The organism is Collinsella sp. AM23-17 (assembly GCF_003470945.1).
GTDB lineage: Bacteria > Actinomycetota > Coriobacteriia > Coriobacteriales > Coriobacteriaceae > Collinsella > Collinsella aerofaciens_O.
The window spans coordinates 12591-30698 of record NZ_QRHU01000015.1; the positions used below are offsets into that span (position 1 = coordinate 12591).

Here is an 18108-nt window from a genome sequence, read left to right on the forward strand (position 1 = left end):
ACGTTGGCCCTATTAGCTCAGGGGATTAGAGCGTCTGCCTCCGGAGCAGAAGGCCGTTGGTTCGAATCCAACATGGGGCACCATCGAACGTGAGACCGTCCGAACCTCGCATGGTCCGGGCGGTTTTTCTTATACCGACGCGACGTGATGGGACGTGGTATGGCAGCAACGGATATCGAGCGCGGACTCTCGACCGCCGAGGTCGAGGAGCGCATCGCCGCCGGTAAGATCAACCGCAACATGGAGCTCAAGACCAAGTCGGTCAAAGAGCTCATCATCGAGAACCTCTGCACGCTGTTCAATTTGATCAACGTGATCTTGGCGTTCCTGGTCATTTTGACCGGTTCGTTTAAGAATTTGACGTTCCTGTTCGTGGTGTTCCTCAATACCGCTATTGGCGTCATTCAGTCCATGCGTTCCAAGAAGATGGTCGATAAGCTCACGCTGCTGACCTCCAAGAAGGCCATCGCGGTGCGTGACGGCTCCGAGGTGGAGCTCGACCTGGACCAGATCGTGCTCGACGACATCATCCGCCTGGGGCGCGGCGACCAGATTCCCGCTGACGCCGTGGTGGTTTCGGGCGAGGCGCTCGTGAACGAGAGTCTGCTGACGGGCGAGAGCGACCTTATTAAGAAACAGCCCGGTTCCGAGCTCATGAGCGGCAGCTTTATCGACTCGGGCCTGCTGCGCGCCCGCGTGATCCATGTCGGCGCCGACAACTACGTGGCCAAAATTAATAACGAGGCCAAGTACGTCAAAAAGGTCAATTCCGAGATCATGAACGCGCTTAACGCCATCGTGCGCTTTGCGAGCATCATCATGATCCCGCTCGGTTTGGCGTTGTTTGCCTCGAGTGTGAGCGAGCTGTGGGATGCCGCGGGAACCCCGGGCGATAGCGCGCTTTCGTGGTGCTTCTCCGAGCTGTTGGCTGGTCATGTGCCTTCGTCGGCGCTGCTGTCCACGGTGGGCGCCCTGCTGGGCATGATCCCGCAAGGCCTGGTGCTTCTGACCTCGTCGGTGCTCGCCATCGCCACGGTGCGCCTGGCCCGCCGCAAGGTGCTGGCGCAGCAGCTTTACTGCATCGAGACGCTCGCTCGCGTCGACGTGCTGTGCCTGGACAAGACGGGTACCATCACGTCGGGTCGCATGGAGGTCGAGGGTACGTATCCGCTGCCGGTCGAGGGTATGGGTGCGGGGGAGGGCGACGCCGCCGTTCCCGTCGAGACCACGGTGCTCGACTTTGCGCTCGCCAACGTGGCGCGTGCGACCTCGGCAGATGCCAACGAGACCTGCCAGGCGCTGCTCAACTACTATGCCGATCGTCCGGTCGAGGTGTCCGAGCCGCTGTCTGTCATTCCGTTCTCGTCGTCCAAAAAGTGGAGCGGCGCGTCGTTTGTGCAGGGCTCCTATGTGATGGGCGCCGCGCAGTTTGTGCTTTCGGACCGTGTGTTCTCGCAGGTCGAGAACCGTGTCGCCGAGCTTGCCGATACCTGCCGCGTGCTCGTGGTGGCGCGCGTGGACGGCTTTACGCCCGATGGCGATATGGTGGGCGAGGCCGAGCCCGTGGGCTTTGTGACCATCCGCGATGAGATTCGCACCTCGGCGGCCGAGACTATCGGCTACTTTAACGAGCAGGGCGTGACCCTCAACGTGATCAGCGGCGACGATCCGCGTACGGTGTCGTCGATTGCGCGCGTGGTGGGCGTGCCGGGGGCCGACGCTTACGTGGACGCCACGACGCTCGATACGCCTTCCAAGCTTGACGCGGCGGTGGACCGCTATCACGTCTTTGGCCGCGTGACTCCGCAACAGAAGCGCGAGCTCGTACAGGCGCTCAAACGTCGCGGGCACACCGTGGCCATGACGGGCGACGGCGTCAACGACGTGCTGGCGCTCAAGGAGGCCGACTGCTCCGTGGCGATGGCCGCCGGCTCCGATGCCGCGCGCAATGTGGCCGAGATCGTGCTCGTCGATAACGACTTTGCCTCGATGCCCGCTGTGGTTGCCGAGGGCCGTCGCTCTATCAATAACCTGCAGCGCTCTGCCGCGCTCTTTCTGACTAAGACGCTGTTCTCGATGGGCCTGGCGGCGCTGTGCATCGCCCTGCCGCCGTATCCCTTCGAGCCCATTCAGATGACGCTCATCAACTTCTTCTGCATCGGCGCGCCGGGCTTTGTGTTGGGCCTGGAGCCCAACAACGCCCGCGTGAAGGGGTCGTTCTTGACCAATGTGCTTAAGCGTGCGCTGCCGGCGTCGATTGCGGTCATTTTGGCCGCGGCGCTCGATATCTTTGTGGCGCGCGTATTTGGCTTTAGCCAGCTTACGCTTTCGACCATGTGCCTGCTCACGTCGTGCGCGGCGAGTGTCAGCCTGATCTGGCGCATCTCGCAGCCGCTCACGCCCTTGCGCGTGGTGCTTTTCGTGTTTGTCATCGCTGGTATTTTGACGGGCGTTATCGGGTTCCCGGAGCTGCTGTCGATTGCCAACCTGTCGATGGGTCAGATTGTCATCTTGGCGGTTATCGTTGTCTTTACCTGCGCGGTGTTCTTTAAGCTTGCCACGATGATGGACTCGCTCAAACCCCGTCGCCGTCATGCGGCCACCGGCTTTGGCCGTGGCGTCCGTGTTCGCCTGGGTCGCGGCGGCGGTAAGGTGAGCTCGACGGGGTCGACCGCCGAGCGTTTTGCCAAGCGCGTTGCCGCCGATATGGCGCAGCGCCGTGAGGCGCGCACTGTCCGCGAGGCCGAGGCCCGTGCACTAGAGGGCGTGGCTCAGACCCAGCCCAAGAAAAAGAAGAGCGCCGGCGCCAAGCGATCGCGGGTGACCAAGTCTGCCCAAGGCATCAAGGTCTCGATGCCAAGCAAGAAGAAAAAGTAACCACACCTCACCTTAGCGATGTTGAATTGGTGCCTTGCGCTTGTGGGGCCGTGTCGATGTTATGCTCTAACCTCGATTGTTTGAATTGCTTCGGAAAGAGGATGCCGTGATCTGCCCGCATTGCCTAAAGACCATCGAGGACGGCGCCTCGTTCTGCCCCTATTGCAACGCATACGTTGGTCCGGGCGATGGCCCCGAGCATACCGAGTTCGTGTTCTGCGACGGCTGCGGTGCCCGTCTGTCCCCGCATGACCGTACCTGCCCCAAGTGTGGACGCCCCGCGCCAGGCATCCTTTCCGAGGACGCGGCCGCATCCGACCTGGCCGCAGGGCGCACGGCCGGCTTTCCGCGCCTGACGCAGGAGCAGATCGATACCGAGGTGCCCCACGCGCCGGCATCTGCTGCCGCGGTGCTCTCCGACGCAGCCGACCCCAACGAGACCTGCGTGCTGCCTGCCTTCGATAAGGACTTTGGTATCCCCAAGGTCGATATCCCCACGCCGATGTCCCTGCGCGATGATGCCCAGCCCAAAAAGCAAAAGTCCAAGCGCAAGGTCCACCCCGACGAGGATGCCTATCACAAGCACAAGCGCCATATCCCCAAACCGCTCATCGTCATCGCGGTGCTCGCCGCCGTGTGCGGTGGTGCCTATTGGTTTGTGACTGCCGATCCCATGGGCGTCATGCCCGGCTTCTACGACCAGTTTGGCCAGGCCGCCAAGACCACCTTCCCGTCGCGCCAAAAGGGCGAGGCCACCGACAAAGAGCCCAAGCAAGAGGATACGTCCGAGGTCGTTCAGGAGGAGACCGTCTTAACCGACGACCAGCTCTACACCAGGCTCGACGGCCTGTACCAGACCATCGTGTCGTACAGCGACGAGAATCAGATTGGCGAGGTCATCGATTCGTTTAATAACGGCTATCTGCGTACACCGCTTTCCACCCGTCAGGAGCTGTCGCAGAGCGCCTATGCCCTGCGCGATCAGATTAAAAAGACCCAGGATGAGCTCAACAGCCTCAAGGTTCAGGACGACACGGTCTATGCGGAGGACATCGATCATCTAAAGCAGCTTGCCCAGTGGATGTACGAGCGTGTCGACGTGATCTGCCAGAGCTGGGATATCTCGCTGTCCATTCCCGACGGCGAGTCGCTCAGCGCCCGTCAAAGCGAGATCCTGGCGCCCATCGCACAAGGCGGCAACAGCGCGCTTAACCAGTACGACGCCAACGTGAGCGCGTGGAGGCCGCAACAGCGTTCGTAATTTGTTGCCCTCCGGCGGCATAACCTGCGTGCGCAATTGATGGAAGCCCGTGCTTATTGCTACAATTCGTACAAATATGCTTTAAACGCACGAGGAAGGAACCACATGTTTGGTTTTAAGAAAGAGCTCTATACGCCCGAGTATCAGCTTGTCGGCGACGAGTGCGCCGTAATCGTGACGTCGAAGGGTACCATCAAGGTCAAGTTTGACGGCGAGGGCGCTCCCATTCATGTCGCGAACTTCTGCGAGCTTTCCACGATGGGCTTCTATGATGGCCTTAAGTTCCATCGCTATGTGCCCGGTTTTGTTATCCAGGGCGGCGACCCCAATACCCGCGACATGTCCGGCGCCGACGTCGCTGCCGGTCTTGAGGGCCCCGACGGTATGCCCGGTACCGGTGGCCCCGGCTACTGCATCAAGGGCGAGTTTGCCACCAATCCGCGCAACAGCCATGTCGATGGCGCCCTTGCCATGGCACGCTCCATGGACCCCGATTCCGCGGGTTCGCAGTTCTACTTCTGCCTGGGTGCCCAGCATAACCTTGATTCCGGTTACACCGTCTTTGGTACCACGGTCGAGGGTCTCGATGTGATTTCGCAGCTGCGTGCCGGCGACGAGATCGTCCATGTCGAGATCGTTCACGAGTAAAGGGGGCTTCCTTGAATAGCCAGCTGATCCAACAGGGCCGCGCCGCTTACCGCGCGGGTGATTTTTCTGCTGCAGCCCAGATGCTTGGGGCGGCAAAGACTCCCGATGAGATTATGGGCGAGGCCGATCACCTTCGTGGCAACGCCTTGATGCACCTGGGCATGTATGCCGAGGCCGCCGAGGCCTATGCCGCCGCCCTCAACGACGGTACCTACGGCAAGCGCGGCGCGCTGCTCACCAACCGCGGCAAGGCGCTCGCCGCCGTGGGCGACTACACGACGGCCGCTCAGGCTTTCTCTGCCGCTACGCAGGATGCTTCCTATGCCACGCCGTTCAAGGCCTATCTGGGCCTGGGCAATGCGCTGTTCCAGTCGGGCGACTATGCCAACGCGGGAACCGCCTTCCGTCAGGCTGCCATCGACGGCGCCAATCCGGCTCCTGCCGCCGCACTCGGCGAGCTCGGTCGTTGCTTCATTAAGCTCGGCCGTCCGGCGGATGCCGTGGAGACTTACCGCACGGCTATCGACTTTGCCGGCCCCCGCGACGACACGCGTGCGCTCAACGCCGGCATGGGTCAGGCGCTTTCTGCCGCCGGCCGTCCCTCCGACGCACTCGACGCCTTTAATGCCGCTACTGCCGATGGCATCTACCAGCTCACCTCCGAGCAGGCCGATGAGCTTGCCCGCGTGCAGGATTCGCTTGCCGCGCTGTCTGCCCAGACGGCTATGGCCACGGCTCCGGCGCCCGCGATGGACGCTCCTGCCGTCGATCCGCTCGATCCTACGGGCGCGACCGGTCAGTTTATGCCTGATCCCTCGGACACCGGCTTCTTTACGCTGTCCGAGTCCGAGATGGTCCAGCAGGACCGTCAGGATCGTAAGCAGGCCAAGGTCCGTCGTCGCCATCGCCATACGGGTCTCAAAGTCTTTATCGTGCTGCTTCTGCTTATTTTGATCGCCGCGGGCGGTCTGGGCTTTGCCTACACGCGCGGCTTTGGCTTCCCGTCTCAGGAGTCTGTCGTTACCGATCTGTTCCAGGCTGCCGGCGACGGTGACGCCGCAAAGGCCGAGTCTTGCCTGGCCTCGAGCCTGTCCGAGGACGCTAAGTCGATGATCATCTCCTCGATTCCGCAGGGTGCCACCGTGTCCGTCGAGGGCATGGATCAGTCCATGACCGAGACGACCGCCAAGGTGAAGGCATCGCTGTCCAAGGGCGGCGAGCAGGAGTACACCGTCAAATTCGTGCGCTCCGACAACCATATCGGCTGGGCCGTTTCTTCGCTCGATATGGATTTCTCGGCTGCTGACAACCAGTAGTGACCTTATGGGATTTAGCTTTGCCCGGCGCTTCACCGCAAGTGAGGTGCCGGGCTTGCGCTAGTATGATGGGCTAGTAGTTTTCCAGCAATCATCCAACACATCAGGAGTTGCGTTGTTTTCTTTGATGGATATGTTCTTCGGTAGCTATGCGGGCGATCTTGCCATCGACCTCGGCACCGCAAATACGCTTGTCTCCGTGCGCGGCAAGGGCATCGTCATTCGTGAGCCCTCTGTTGTCGCCATCGACAAGAACGACGAGCGCATCTTGGCGGTCGGTATCGAGGCAAAGCGCATGCTCGGCCGTACGCCCGGCAACATCGTGGCTGTTCGTCCCCTGAAGGACGGCGTCATCGCCGACTTCGATGTTACCGAGGCCATGCTTCGCTACTTTATCGATAAGGCGTCCGAGAAGCGCTATCCGTGGACTCCGCGTCCGCGTGTTGTCGTCTGCGTTCCCTCCGGTGTCACGTCGGTTGAGAAGCGCGCTGTCTTTGAGGCCACGATCCAGGCCGGTGCCCGCCAGGCCTATCTGATCGAAGAGCCTATGGCAGCCGCTATCGGCGCCGACCTGCCCGTCGAGGAACCCACCGGCTCCATGGTCATCGACATCGGCGGCGGTACCACCGAGGTCGCCGTTATCGCTATGGGCGGCATCGTCGTCTCGCAGTCCATTCGTATTGCCGGCGACGAGTTCGATCAGGCCATCCTCACGCACGTTCGTGATGCCTACAACCTGGCCATCGGCGAGCGTACGGCAGAGGACATCAAGATCAAGGTCGGTTCCGCCGTGCCGCTCAAGGACGAGCTCGACGTTGAGGTCAACGGCCGCGACGTGATCACCGGTCTGCCCAAGACCGTGCGCATCGAGAGCGAGGAGATTCGTCGCGCGCTCAACAAGCCGCTCGACGAGATGGCCAAGGCCGTCAAGGACGCACTCGACGCTACGCCTCCCGATCTTGCCTCGGACCTTATGTACTACGGCATTTTGCTGACCGGTGGCGGCGCGCTGCTGCGCGGTCTCGACGTGCGCCTGCGCGATGAGACCGGTGTTTCGGTCAACGTCAGCCCCACGGCGCTCGATAACGTCGTTAACGGCTGTGCCCGCGTGCTCGAGGCCAATGCGTTTGATGGCGGCTTCGTCCAGACCAATGCTTAATTTCCAAAAGGTGGATTCCATTTGGCACGATCTTCGGGTTTCTCCACAAATCTGAATACCAAGCGACAATCAACGGGTATGCGCCCGTTGATTGTTTTCAGCCTGATTTCGGTGTTGCTGCTCACGTTTTACATCCGCGAGGGCGAGGCAGGACCGATTCATGCCGTGCGCTCGGGCGTGACGACGATTACCTCGCCGGTGCGCTTTGTGGGCTCGGCTGTGGCGGCTCCCTTCAATGCGATCGGTAACGTGTTCTCTAACCTTACGGCGTCGCAGGACACGCTTGACGAGCTTAAGAAGCAAAACGAGGAACTGACCTCTAAGGTTGCTGAGCTCTCCGAGGCTCAAAAGACCGCCGAGCGTCTGGAGGGGCTGGTCGGCCTGCAGTCGACCTATAACCTCAAATCGACCGCTGCTCGTATCGTTGGTGCCTCCGGCGATGCCTGGACCTCGACCGTTACCATCGACAAGGGCTCTGCCGACGGGCTTACCATCAACATGCCCGTGACGAGTTCTGCCGGTGTTATCGGCCAGATTATCGAGGTATCGGCCAAGACCTCTACCGTGCGCCTGATTGGCGACGAGAACTCCGGCGTATCCGCCATGGTGCAGGACACGCGCGCCCAGGGTATGCTGCAGGGTCAGGCTGACGGCACGCTGCGTCTTGAGTACGTGAGCGTCGACTCCGATGTTAAGGTTGGCGACATCATCGTGACCTCGGGCATTGGCGGTGTGTTCCCCAAGGGTCTACCGCTCGGCACCGTCTCGTCGGTTGAAAAATCCGCAAACGACGTGTACTACACCATTGTGGTGCGCGCCCAGACGACGGCCGAGAACAACGAGGAAGTGCTGGTCATCACCTCGCTGACCGACGAACAGTCGGCCTCGGATGAGGACGTGAGCACCGCTAATAGCACGCCGCAGGGAACGTCGCGCGATGCTGCGACCAAGACGAAGGACGAGAGCTCGGATGACGGTTCCGACACGTCCGAGACGACCGATTCCGGCTCGAGCGAGTAGGGGGCATGTCCATGGATCTACACGAGCAGGGGATGAGCTCCCGTACGTTTGTAATCGCCGCCATCGTGTGCGTGCTGCTGCAGGCAGGCCTGGCACCGCAGATCTCCATTGCGGGCGGTCGCGTCAACTTTATGATTATCCTGGTGTGCATAAGCGTGTTCTCGGGCGACCCGACCCGTGCCGTCGTGTGCGGTTTTTGCAGCGGCTTGTTCTATGACCTTTCCGCTGCCGTGCCGGTGGGCGTTATGTCGCTCCTGCTGACCGTGGGTTCTTTTGCCCTGGTGCATAGCGCCGCCGGTCAGACGGGCGGTACCCCGAGTGCGCGCGGCATCACTGTGGGTGCCTTCGCGCTCGTCATTAATGTGATCTACAGCATCATCTTGCTGTTTATGGGTTTGGAGACGAGCTTTGTCGTGGCGATCTTCGGCCATGCGCTGCCGTCTTCGATCCTGACGGGTCTGGTTGCCATTCCGTTTTTGATGTCCGGCGTCGTGCCGCAGTCCGGTTATGGATTCTCGGCACGTGGCGGACGCCAGACGGGCATGCGCTTTAAGCCCAAGACCCGTAAGCTCAAATAGGGGAGGCCTGTAGATGTCTTCCCAGATGACGGTTATTATCGCCGGTATCGTGCTGGTCGTGGCCATCGTGGTCGCGCTGGTCATCATGCGTCGCGGCGATTCCCGTTTTACCTACGATACGCAGCATGGAACGGCCCCGCGCGCCACCGAGGGCGAGGGCAATACCGCGGCGACCGCCTTTAAGGGCCGCTTCTCCATCCTCACCACGGGTGTGGGCGCGATGTTCGCGGCGCTTGCCGTCAAGCTGTGGGGTATGCAGATGGTCTCGTCGGACTATTACGAAAAGCAGGCTAATAGCAATCAGACGCGCACCGTTACCACACCCGCTGTGCGCGGCCGCATCCTCGACCGCAATGGCGTGGCGCTTGTCCAGAACCGTCCCTCACTTGCTGTCGTGGCCTACCGCGACCTTGCCGAGGATGAGGTTCTGGTTCGCCATCTTGCCAACGTGCTCGGTATGCCCTACGTGGCGGTTCTGCGCAATATTCAGGACAATTCCGAGGGCGCCCAGAGCCTGCATACCATCGCGACGGACGTCCGTCGCTCTACGGTTGCCTATATTCAGGAGCACGCCGGCGAGTTTCCGGGCGTCAAGATTGCCGAGCGTACCGAGCGTCAGTACCCGTACGGCGAGACGGCCTGTCACATTTTGGGCTATACCGGCACCATTACCTCCGAGCAGCTCGAGGCCCAGAATAAGAAAACCTCTGGCGATGATGATGCTTCTGCTGGCCGGATTACGTACCAGTCGGGCGATATCGTGGGCCAGGCGGGTGTTGAGAGCTACTACGAAAACCTGCTGCAGGGTATTCGTGGCGAGCAGACCGTCAAGGTCGATGCCTCGGGCAATGTGACCGGTCAGGCCGGCGCCGTGCCCGCCAAGGCCGGCTCCGACATTAAGCTCACGCTCGACCTTAAGATCCAACAGGCCTGTGAGACGGCGCTGGCGAGCGCCATCGAGCTTGCCAAGACCACTGGCTACAGCAATGCCGGCAACGGCGCTGTGGTGTGTCTCGATCCCAACAATGGCGAGATCCTGGGTATGGCGAGCGAGCCCAAGTTCGATCCGTCCGTCTTTATCGGCGGCGTCTCAAATGACGTGTGGACCGAGCTCAATGACGACAAGGGTTCGCACCCGCTGCTCAACCGCGCCATTAGCGGACAGTACATGTCGGCCTCGACCATCAAGCCGCTCTCGGCACTGGCTGGTCTTGAGTTTGGAACCTACACTTCAACGCAGACAACCAACTGCACGGGCTATTGGACGGGCTTGGGCAAGGCTTGGGGCAAGCGCTGCTGGCTGACGTCTGGCCACGGCACCATGACGCTGCAGTCGGGTATCGCCAACTCGTGCGACCCCGTCTTCTACGACATGGGCAAGGCGTTCTTTTATGACGAGCAACATTCCGAGGGGCTGCAGGAGGTCTTTCGTCGCTGGGGCCTAGGCAAGACCTGCGGTATCGATCTGCCGAGTGAGGGCGCGGGCCGTATTCCCGATGCCGAGTGGAAGGAGTCGTATTTCACCGACGCCTCTGCCGAGGACCGCAAGTGGAATGCCGGCGATATGACCAACATTGCCATCGGCCAGGGCGACATCCTGGTGACGCCCCTGCAGATGGCGTGCGCCTACATGGGCCTTGCCAACGGCGGCAAACAGTACGTGCCTCACGTGTTTTTGTCTGCCGTGTCGCGCGATGGCGACGGCGATGCCTATAAGTACAACGGCAAGGGCAAGAAGAAGCGCCTGGAGGCCAAGATCAACAGCGATTCGGATTTGACTCTTGTTCGCAACGGCATGCACGACGTGATTTACACGGCATCGACGTCCCTGGCGGCTCACTTTGGCACCCTGACGCCGCAGGTATACGGCAAGTCGGGCACGGGCGAGAAAAGCGGCGAGGACGAATACGCGTGGTTCTGCGCCTATGCACCGGCCGATGATCCCAAGTATGTCATCGCTACTGTCCTGGAGCAGGGCGGCGGTGGCTCAGATACCGCGATGCATGTCGTGCGCGACGTGCTCGGCGTGATTTATGACGAGCCCGATACCTCTTCGGCCTCGGGCGATTCTTCGGTTCGATAGGAGGTTGCGATGGATTTTTCTCCGGCGGATCTGTTCCGTTCAACCAAGACCGGCTCTCGCAGCAGCCTGGACCGCGTCAACAAGCAACTTTCGGCCTCGCGCGGCACGTTTCGCCAAAAGGTGCATATCGGAGTTCTGCTTGCCACCGTGGCACTTGTTGCCTACGGCGCCATCATCATCTGGTCGGCTTCGCAGTTTAAGGCCGATGCCTCGTTCTCACGTCATCTGCTGGGCATTGGCATCGGGGCGGTGCTGGCGGTGCTGGTCTGGCGTACCGATCTGCGCGGCATCTCTAACTTCTCGACGGCGCTGCTCGTCATTGACCTTATTGTGATCTTCTCGCCCAAGATTCCGGGCCTGTCCTATACGGGCGGTCTGGGCATGACGGGCTGGATCAAGATTCCCGGTATCGGCTTGACATTCCAGCCGGTTGAGCTTGCCAAGCTCATCACCATCTTCTTTATTGCTACGCTTGGCTCGCAGTATAACGGTCGCATCGATACCGTTCGCGACTACGTCAAGCTCTGCGGCATGCTGTCCATTCCGTTTTTGGCCGTCGTTGCCATGGGCGACCTGGGATCGGGCCTGGTCGTGCTGGTTTCTGGCGCTATCGTCATTTGTATGAGCGGTGCACGTCGCGAATGGGTGCTGTCGACCCTGGCCCTGCTTGTGGGCCTGGTGGCCCTCGTCCTAGCGCTCGATTCGGTCTTTGATTCGTTGCTCGGCCACGATGTGCTCATCAAGCAGTATCAGATGAACCGTCTGACGGTCTTTATCGACCCCGATAATGCCGATTCGGACGATGCGTACAATCTGCAGCAGTCGCTTATCGCCGTTGGCTCGGGCGGCTTCTTTGGTAAGGGTTTGGGCCATGCGACGCAGTCGGCCGGCGGCTTTCTGCCTGAGTTCCACACCGACTTCGTCTTCGCCTTCCTGTCTGAGACCTTTGGCTTTTGCGGTTCCTTTTTGCTCCTGTGCCTCTACGTGCTGCTGATCTTTTCGACGATTCGCGTCGCCTTTAAGTGTGAGTCGCTGTTTTTGCGTCTTTCGTGTGTGGGCATCGTTGGCATGTGGGCGTTCCAGACCTTCGAAAACATCGGCATGTGCATCGGCATGATGCCGATTACCGGTATTCCGTTACCGTTTATTAGCTTTGGTTCGTCTTCGATGATGATTCAGCTGCTGACGGTGGGTATCGTACAATCCATATGGCGGCATCGTTCGGGCGCCGCGTAACCGCTGGAGGGGTTTGCTATGAAAATTCCCGTAGATAAGCTGACCCGCGCTTTTAAGATGGGCGCGTCCGTTAAGAAGGATTCCGATACGCCGGTGCGCGTCTCGGTCTATCTGGATTCGTCCGCCTCGCGCTTTCTGGCCGAGACGGTGCGTGACGCCTTTGTGCCGCTGACGACCTCGGGCATTGTGCGCGTCGAGCGTCTGGGGGAGGAGCGAATTGCTCCAAAGACCGATACCGATGTGGTGCTGGTGCTCTCGTGTGGTTCCGACCGCTTGGAGAGTGCCGTGCAGGAGCTCGTGATCGCCGGCGCGCCCGTGTGCGTGCTTGCCGAGTCTGCTGTGGAGGTGCCGTTTATCGAGGAGTCCACGCCCATGCTCGGCGTGGTAGCGGCAACCGATAAGACGTATCTGCTCGAGACGCTTGCCCGCTGGATTCTCGATCGCACCGACAAGGAAACAGCTTTTGCGGCGAATTTTGCCTTCATGCGCATCGCGGCTGCTAATCGCATCATCACCTCGTGCGCGCTCACCAATATGGCGACCGGTGCGCTGGTGTTTTTGCCGGGCGCCGATTATCCCGTTATGGCGCTGGCGCAGGTGGGCATGCTCTTTGAGCTCGCTGCCGTCTTTGGACGCGGCATTAAGCCCGAGCGCGGCTACGAGGTCGCGGGCGTGCTTGCCGGCGGTCTTGTGATCCGCGCGGTCACCCGCGCACTCGTCAAGCAGACGCCGCATATTGGGTTTGCCGTCAAGGCGCTCACTGCTGCCGCGGGCACCTATGGCATGGGCCGTGCGCTCGTTTCGCTCTACGAGCGCGATGTCGACTACAGCCGTGCCAACGAGGTGGTCACTTCCACGTTCTCCCGTGTTCGCGATCTGGTGACCACCGTCGCGGGCGCTACCCGTCCTATGGCGTCCTACCAGGACGCATCCGATCTCGCAGCTTAGGGGTTTTCCGTTGCGCGTTGCATACCAAGACTGTTTTCATTTAATTGAGCCGCTGCTCGCCAAGGTCGAGAAGCCGAGCCGCTATATCGATCACGAGTGGGGCACGCTTTCCAAGGCCGATGCCGACTACCGTTGCTGCCTGATCTACCCGGACGTATACGAGGTCGGTCTGCCCAACCAGGGTATCGCCATCCTCTACAACATCCTTAACCAGGCCGAGGGCATCTCCTGCGAGCGCGGCTATGTGCCGTGGCCCGATATGGGTGACGCCATGCGCGAGGCGGGCATTCCGCTGCTGTCGCTCGAGGGCGCAGCGCCGGTCGCTTCGTTTGATATCGTCGGCCTGCATGTGCCGCACGAGATGGCGGTGACGAACTTCCTCGAGGCACTCGACCTCGCTGGCATTCCGCTGTTAGCGGCCGACCGTACCGAGGACGACCCCATTATCATCGCCGGCGGCCCCTCGGTGTACAACCCCGAGCCGTACGCGGCCTTCTTCGATGCCATCCTCATCGGCGAGGGCGAGGAGTCGCTGCTCGAGACCTGCCAGCTGCATCGTCGCCTGCGCGACGAAGGAGTCCCGCGCGCACAGATTGTTGAGCAGCTTGCATCCATTGCCGGCAACTACGTGCCGTCGCTCTATGAGGTTCGTCACGACGAGCCCTGTTCGCCGCATGGCTACACCGTGCCGCGTGAAGGCAAGAATGCGCCGACCGTGGTCTACAAGCGCGTCGTCGAGGATTTCGGCGCCACGAATCCGCTGTCGCAGTCGTGTGTACCCTATGCGCAGCTGGTCCACGACCGCCTGTCTATCGAGATCCTGCGCGGCTGCGCCCGCGGCTGTCGTTTTTGCCAGGCCGGCATGACGTATCGCCCAGTGCGCGAGCGCTCGGCCGACCAGATCGTCTCGTCGGTGATTCAGGGTCTGGAAAAGACCGGCTATGACGAGGTGTCGCTGACCTCGCTCTCCACGACTGACCACTCCTGCATTCGCGACGTGCTCGGCAGGCTCAACCGTCGCCTGGAGGATACGGGTATTCGCGTATCTATTCCGTCGCAGCGCCTGGATTCGTTTGGCGTGGATATGGCCGAGTCGGTCGCCGGCGAAAAGAAGGGCGGCCTGACGTTCGCGCCCGAGGCCGGCAGTCAGCGCATGCGTGACATCATTAACAAGAACGTGACCGAGGAGGACCTGGACCGTGCGGCCAAGGCGGCCTTCGAGGCCGGCTGGAACCGCATGAAGCTCTACTTTATGATGGGCCTTCCCGGTGAGCGCGACGAGGACATCGTAGCCATTGCCAATCTGGCCGATCACGTGCTGGAGCTCGGTCGTTCCGTGGTGCCCAAGGCTCGTCGCGGCTCGATTTCGGTATCCATCTCGGTTTCGGTCTTTATCCCCAAGGCTGCCACGCCGTTCCAGTGGTGCCCGCAGCTCGACTACGACGACGTCAAGCGTCGCCAGAAGCTGCTTATCACGAGCGTTCGCAACCGTGCCGTCCGCGTGCATTACCACGATGCCGAGACCTCGCTCATCGAGGCCGCGCTGTCCCGCGCCGGTCGTGACATGACGCCCGTCATCATCGATGCTTGGCGCTCGGGCTCTCGCTTTGACGCCTGGGTAGAGCATTTCTCGCTCGATAACTGGAAGGAAGCTGCTGCCAAAAACGGCATCGACCTCAATGAGCTCGTGCACCTGCCCTACGAGTTGGACTGGCGCCTGCCGTGGGAGCACGTGAGTCCCGGCTGCACGCGCGGCTTCCTCGAGCGCGAGTACCGTCGCTCGCTCGAGGGCGTCACGACTCCCGACTGCACCCGCACGTCGTGCACCGGCTGCGGGATCTGCCCCACGCTCCACGCCAATAATGTATTGATGGGTGATCGCGCATGAGTGAGCGCCTGACCGACAACCCCTCGCTCTTTAGGCTTCGTGTTCGCTATGGCAAGCGCGACCGCCTTAAGTACCTGGGCCATCTCGAAGTAATCCATACCATTGAGCGCATCGTGCGCCGTGCGGGACTTCCCTATGCCGTCACGCAGGGCTTCTCTCCGCACATGCGCGTGGGCTTCTCTTCGGCGCTACCGGTTGGTACGTCGTCGACCTGCGAGTGGTATGACCTGTTTATGACCGAGTTCGTGGCGCTCGACGAGGCGTTTGGGCGCCTGGCTGCGGCGTCTCCGGCCGATCTGGCGCCCATCGAGGCGGCGTACATCGACGTGCGCACGCCGGCGTTGACGGCGCAGCTCACGCGCCTGTCGTATCGCATCGACCTGCACTTGGATCCCGAGGCGCCCGTAAGCCCCGACGAGGTGCGTCGTGCGATCGACACGCTGCGCGCGGACCATGGCATCGACTACGCGCGCGGCAAAAAGAGCAAGCGCTTGGATTTGGATCACACACTCGTGGGCTATGAGCTCACGGCGGGGGAGCGCCCGGACCATCTGGTGCTCATGCTCGACACCCATGCCGACAACGAGGGCTCCATGCGTCCGGAAATTTTGCTTTCCGCTGCTGATGTTTTGTTGCAGGGCTTGACCCCGGGCGTGGATGCACCTATTGTTTCCACCGGTATGCAAGACCTCGTGACCATCTGCTCCTACGATGTCGAGCGTCAGAATCAAGCATGCGAGGACGACGAGGGCCGACTCGTCAGCCCCATACCTGTGCGAACTTGTGGATTTGCTCCACATACTCGTTGACGGGGGTATTTTCGCCTGCTACTATATTCGGCTGTTGCACTAACTGATGCATGAAGGGCAAGTAAACATGTACGCAATCGTTAACACGGGCGGCAAGCAGTACAAGGTCGCCACCGACGATGTCATCACCGTCGAGAAGATCGAGGGCAATGAGGGCGACAAGGTCACCCTGCCGGTTATCTTCCTCAACGATGGTAAGAAGATCGTCACCGATCCCGACAAGCTGGCCAAGGCCAAGGTTACCGCTCAGATCGTTGAGCAGTTCAAGGGCGAGAAGCAGCTGGTCTTCAAGTTCCACAAGCGTAAGCGCTATCGTCGTCTGAAGGGTCACCGTCAGCAGCTCACCAAGCTGAAGATCGTGAAGGTCCAGGCTACGTCCCGCGCCAAGAAGGCTGTCAAGGCAGAGGCCGAGGCTGTTGCCGAGGCTCCCGTCGCCGAGTAGATTACACTCGTAACGAAAGAGTAGGTATACACAATGGCACACAAAAAAGGACTCGGTTCCTCCCGTAATGGCCGTGACTCCCGCGGTCAGCGCCTTGGCACGAAGCGCTATGCCGGCCAGACGGTAACCACGGGCACGATTCTCGTCCGTCAGCACGGCACTCACATCCACCCGGGTGAGAACGTTGGCCGTGGCAAGGACGACACGCTGTTCGCGCTGGTCGACGGTACCGTTGAGTTCCACAAGGGTATCAAGCACAGGGTCAGCGTACGCCCGCTCGCGAACGCGTAATTCACCCTTCATAGAGCACATATGTGGGAGGCACTTGAGTTTTAGGATTCAAGGGTCTCCCTCTTTTTTGTAGGAGGCGATTCTGTTGTCACAGTTCACCGATATCAGCCGCATTAACGTGTGCGGCGGCGACGGCGGAGCCGGATGCATGTCGTTTAGGCGTGAGGCATTTGTCCCCAAGGGCGGCCCCGATGGCGGCGACGGCGGTCGTGGCGGCAATGTCGTCATCCAGGCCGATGCTCAGCTGTCTTCGCTGATCGATTACCGCTTTAAGCATCACTTCCGCGCCGAGCGCGGCACGCACGGGCAGGGTGCCCGTCGTAACGGTAAGAGCGGCGAGGACCTGATTCTCAAGGTCCCTATGGGTACCGTGGTGCGCGAGCTCGACCCCGAGACGCAGACCCCGATGTTCGAGATTGCCGATCTGGTGCACGATGGCGAGCGCGTTGTCGTGGCCCCTGGTGGCGCCGGCGGCTTGGGCAACACGCACTTTGTGACGTCGGTGCGCCGCGCGCCCGCGTTTGCTCAGCTGGGCGAACCGGCAGAGGAGCACTGGATTGAGCTCGAGATGAAGCTTATGGCCGATGCCGCACTCGTGGGCTTTCCCTCGGTGGGTAAGTCATCGCTCATTGCACGCATGAGTGCCGCCCGCCCCAAGATTGCTGACTACCCGTTTACCACGCTCGTGCCCAATCTGGGCATGGTGCGTGCCGGCGAATATTCTTATGTCGTTGCCGACGTCCCCGGTCTTATCGAGGGCGCGAGCGAAGGCAAGGGCCTGGGTCACCAGTTCTTGCGCCACATTGAGCGTACGGCCCTGATCATGCATGTCGTCGACATGACGGGCGGTTTTGAGGATCGCGATCCGGTTGAGGACTATCGCATCATCAACCGCGAGCTCGAGCAGTATGGCGCTGAGCTTTCGGAGCGTCCGCAGATCGTTGTCGCCAACAAGTGCGACGCGCCGGGCACGGCCGACAAGATTGCCGACCTCAAGCGCGCAGCGCTCGACGATGGACATATGTTCTTTGCCGTGTCTGCCGTGACGGGCGCCGGTCTCAATACGTTGATGCTTGCCGTAGGTGAGCAGGTGGCCAAGCTCCGCGCCGAGCTGGCGGTCTCCGATGAACCGGTCGACCTGCGCGACGATGAGTGGGAGCGCCGCCGCCTGCAGCGTGAGAAGCGTTTCCGCATTGTCCAGGAAGAGCCCGGTGCCTTCCGCGTGGTCGGTCGTGCCATCGAGCGCATGGTCATCCAGACCGACTGGGAAAACGAGGAAGCCGTTATTTACCTGCAGCATAAGTTTGCGCGTATGGGTGTTGACGACGCGCTCGAGAAGGCCGGTTGCCGTGCGGGCGACGAGGTCCGCATTTGCCAGCGCGCCTTTGACTTTGAGGGCGCCGAGAACTTCTCGGAGTACGAGGAGCTCGAGGATGCTGGCGAGGACGTTGCCGTTGAGGCCATTGACGTGGCCGATGCTGCGGATGAGGGCGTCGAGGTTGTTGATGCGGCGGATGCCACGGACGATGCCGAGACCTCGGAGAGCGAGTAA

General features: G+C 61.1%; 15 protein-coding genes and 1 tRNA gene. All 16 read left to right on the forward strand.

The genetic code is table 11. The features are described from left to right. Positions 1-6: 6 nt before the first annotated feature. The 16 genes from DW645_RS06740 (at position 7) to obgE (ending at position 18108) form a co-directional block, all read left to right on the forward strand. Positions 7-83: transfer RNA gene (locus DW645_RS06740), tRNA-Arg, on the forward strand. A 76-nt stretch (positions 84-159) separates the two neighbouring features. Beyond that, positions 160-2877 (forward strand): HAD-IC family P-type ATPase, encoded by a 2718-nt coding sequence (locus tag DW645_RS06745; RefSeq protein WP_118226986.1) that lies wholly within the window; start codon positions 160-162, stop codon positions 2875-2877. Positions 2878-2983: 106 nt separating this feature from the next. Continuing rightward, positions 2984-4138 (forward strand): zinc ribbon domain-containing protein, encoded by a 1155-nt coding sequence (locus DW645_RS06750; protein WP_158568698.1) that lies wholly within the window; start codon positions 2984-2986, stop codon positions 4136-4138. Between the two features lie 105 nt (positions 4139-4243). Then, a complete protein-coding gene (locus tag DW645_RS06755) occupies positions 4244-4786 on the forward strand; it encodes a peptidylprolyl isomerase (RefSeq protein WP_118226990.1) in 543 nt (180 codons plus the stop codon). Between the two features lie 11 nt (positions 4787-4797). Then, on the forward strand, positions 4798-6102 hold the full coding sequence (locus tag DW645_RS06760) for a tetratricopeptide repeat protein (protein ID WP_233502548.1): 1305 nt from the start codon (positions 4798-4800) through the stop codon (positions 6100-6102). Between the two features lie 127 nt (positions 6103-6229). Further along, positions 6230-7261 (forward strand): rod shape-determining protein, encoded by a 1032-nt coding sequence (locus DW645_RS06765; RefSeq protein ID WP_006236061.1) that lies wholly within the window; start codon positions 6230-6232, stop codon positions 7259-7261. 78 nt (positions 7262-7339) lie between these two features. After that, positions 7340-8281 (forward strand): rod shape-determining protein MreC, encoded by a 942-nt coding sequence (gene mreC, locus DW645_RS06770; protein ID WP_117635285.1) that lies wholly within the window; start codon positions 7340-7342, stop codon positions 8279-8281. Between the two features lie 11 nt (positions 8282-8292). After that, positions 8293-8859, forward strand: a complete 567-nt coding sequence (locus DW645_RS06775; protein WP_117635284.1) for a hypothetical protein — start codon at positions 8293-8295, stop codon at positions 8857-8859. Positions 8860-8872: 13 nt separating this feature from the next. Next, complete coding sequence (gene mrdA / locus DW645_RS06780; protein ID WP_055249986.1) at positions 8873-10942, forward strand: penicillin-binding protein 2; 2070 nt, start codon at positions 8873-8875, stop codon at positions 10940-10942. A gap of 9 nt (positions 10943-10951) precedes the next feature. Next, positions 10952-12178 (forward strand): FtsW/RodA/SpoVE family cell cycle protein, encoded by a 1227-nt coding sequence (locus tag DW645_RS06785; RefSeq protein WP_055249988.1) that lies wholly within the window; start codon positions 10952-10954, stop codon positions 12176-12178. Between the two features lie 18 nt (positions 12179-12196). Continuing rightward, positions 12197-13126, forward strand: coding sequence for a YcjF family protein (locus tag DW645_RS06790; RefSeq protein ID WP_118226992.1), 930 nt, complete (start codon positions 12197-12199; stop codon positions 13124-13126). Between the two features lie 10 nt (positions 13127-13136). Continuing rightward, on the forward strand, positions 13137-15014 hold the full coding sequence (locus DW645_RS06795) for a TIGR03960 family B12-binding radical SAM protein (protein ID WP_118226994.1): 1878 nt from the start codon (positions 13137-13139) through the stop codon (positions 15012-15014). After that, a complete protein-coding gene (locus DW645_RS06800) occupies positions 15011-15823 on the forward strand; it encodes a TIGR03936 family radical SAM-associated protein (protein ID WP_117840312.1) in 813 nt (270 codons plus the stop codon). The genes DW645_RS06795 and DW645_RS06800 overlap by 4 nt, the downstream gene beginning before the upstream one ends. Before the next feature lie 67 nt (positions 15824-15890). Continuing rightward, on the forward strand, positions 15891-16265 hold the full coding sequence (gene rplU / locus DW645_RS06805; protein WP_035138585.1) for a 50S ribosomal protein L21: 375 nt from the start codon (positions 15891-15893) through the stop codon (positions 16263-16265). Positions 16266-16298: 33 nt separating this feature from the next. Beyond that, positions 16299-16556: a 50S ribosomal protein L27 gene (gene rpmA, locus DW645_RS06810; protein ID WP_006236075.1), complete on the forward strand. Its 258-nt coding sequence runs from the start codon at positions 16299-16301 to the stop codon at positions 16554-16556. Between the two features lie 85 nt (positions 16557-16641). After that, positions 16642-18108, forward strand: a complete 1467-nt coding sequence (gene obgE, locus DW645_RS06815) for a GTPase ObgE (RefSeq protein ID WP_199576451.1) — start codon at positions 16642-16644, stop codon at positions 18106-18108.

Bases quoted from the DNA above. Each gene is read 5' to 3' on its own strand.
- DW645_RS06745 (WP_118226986.1), top strand. From the start codon at position 160: ATGGCAGCAACGGATATCGAGCGCGGACTCTCGACCGCCGAGGTCGAG.
- DW645_RS06755 (WP_118226990.1), top strand. From the start codon at position 4,244: ATGTTTGGTTTTAAGAAAGAGCTCTATACGCCCGAGTATCAGCTTGTC.
- DW645_RS06765 (WP_006236061.1), top strand. From the start codon at position 6,230: ATGGATATGTTCTTCGGTAGCTATGCGGGCGATCTTGCCATCGACCTC.
- mreC (WP_117635285.1), top strand. From the start codon at position 7,340: ATGCGCCCGTTGATTGTTTTCAGCCTGATTTCGGTGTTGCTGCTCACG.
- DW645_RS06775 (WP_117635284.1), top strand. From the start codon at position 8,293: ATGGATCTACACGAGCAGGGGATGAGCTCCCGTACGTTTGTAATCGCC.
- mrdA (WP_055249986.1), top strand. From the start codon at position 8,873: ATGTCTTCCCAGATGACGGTTATTATCGCCGGTATCGTGCTGGTCGTG.
- DW645_RS06785 (WP_055249988.1), top strand. From the start codon at position 10,952: ATGGATTTTTCTCCGGCGGATCTGTTCCGTTCAACCAAGACCGGCTCT.
- DW645_RS06790 (WP_118226992.1), top strand. From the start codon at position 12,197: ATGAAAATTCCCGTAGATAAGCTGACCCGCGCTTTTAAGATGGGCGCG.
- DW645_RS06800 (WP_117840312.1), top strand. From the start codon at position 15,011: ATGAGTGAGCGCCTGACCGACAACCCCTCGCTCTTTAGGCTTCGTGTT.
- rplU (WP_035138585.1), top strand. From the start codon at position 15,891: ATGTACGCAATCGTTAACACGGGCGGCAAGCAGTACAAGGTCGCCACC.
- rpmA (WP_006236075.1), top strand. From the start codon at position 16,299: ATGGCACACAAAAAAGGACTCGGTTCCTCCCGTAATGGCCGTGACTCC.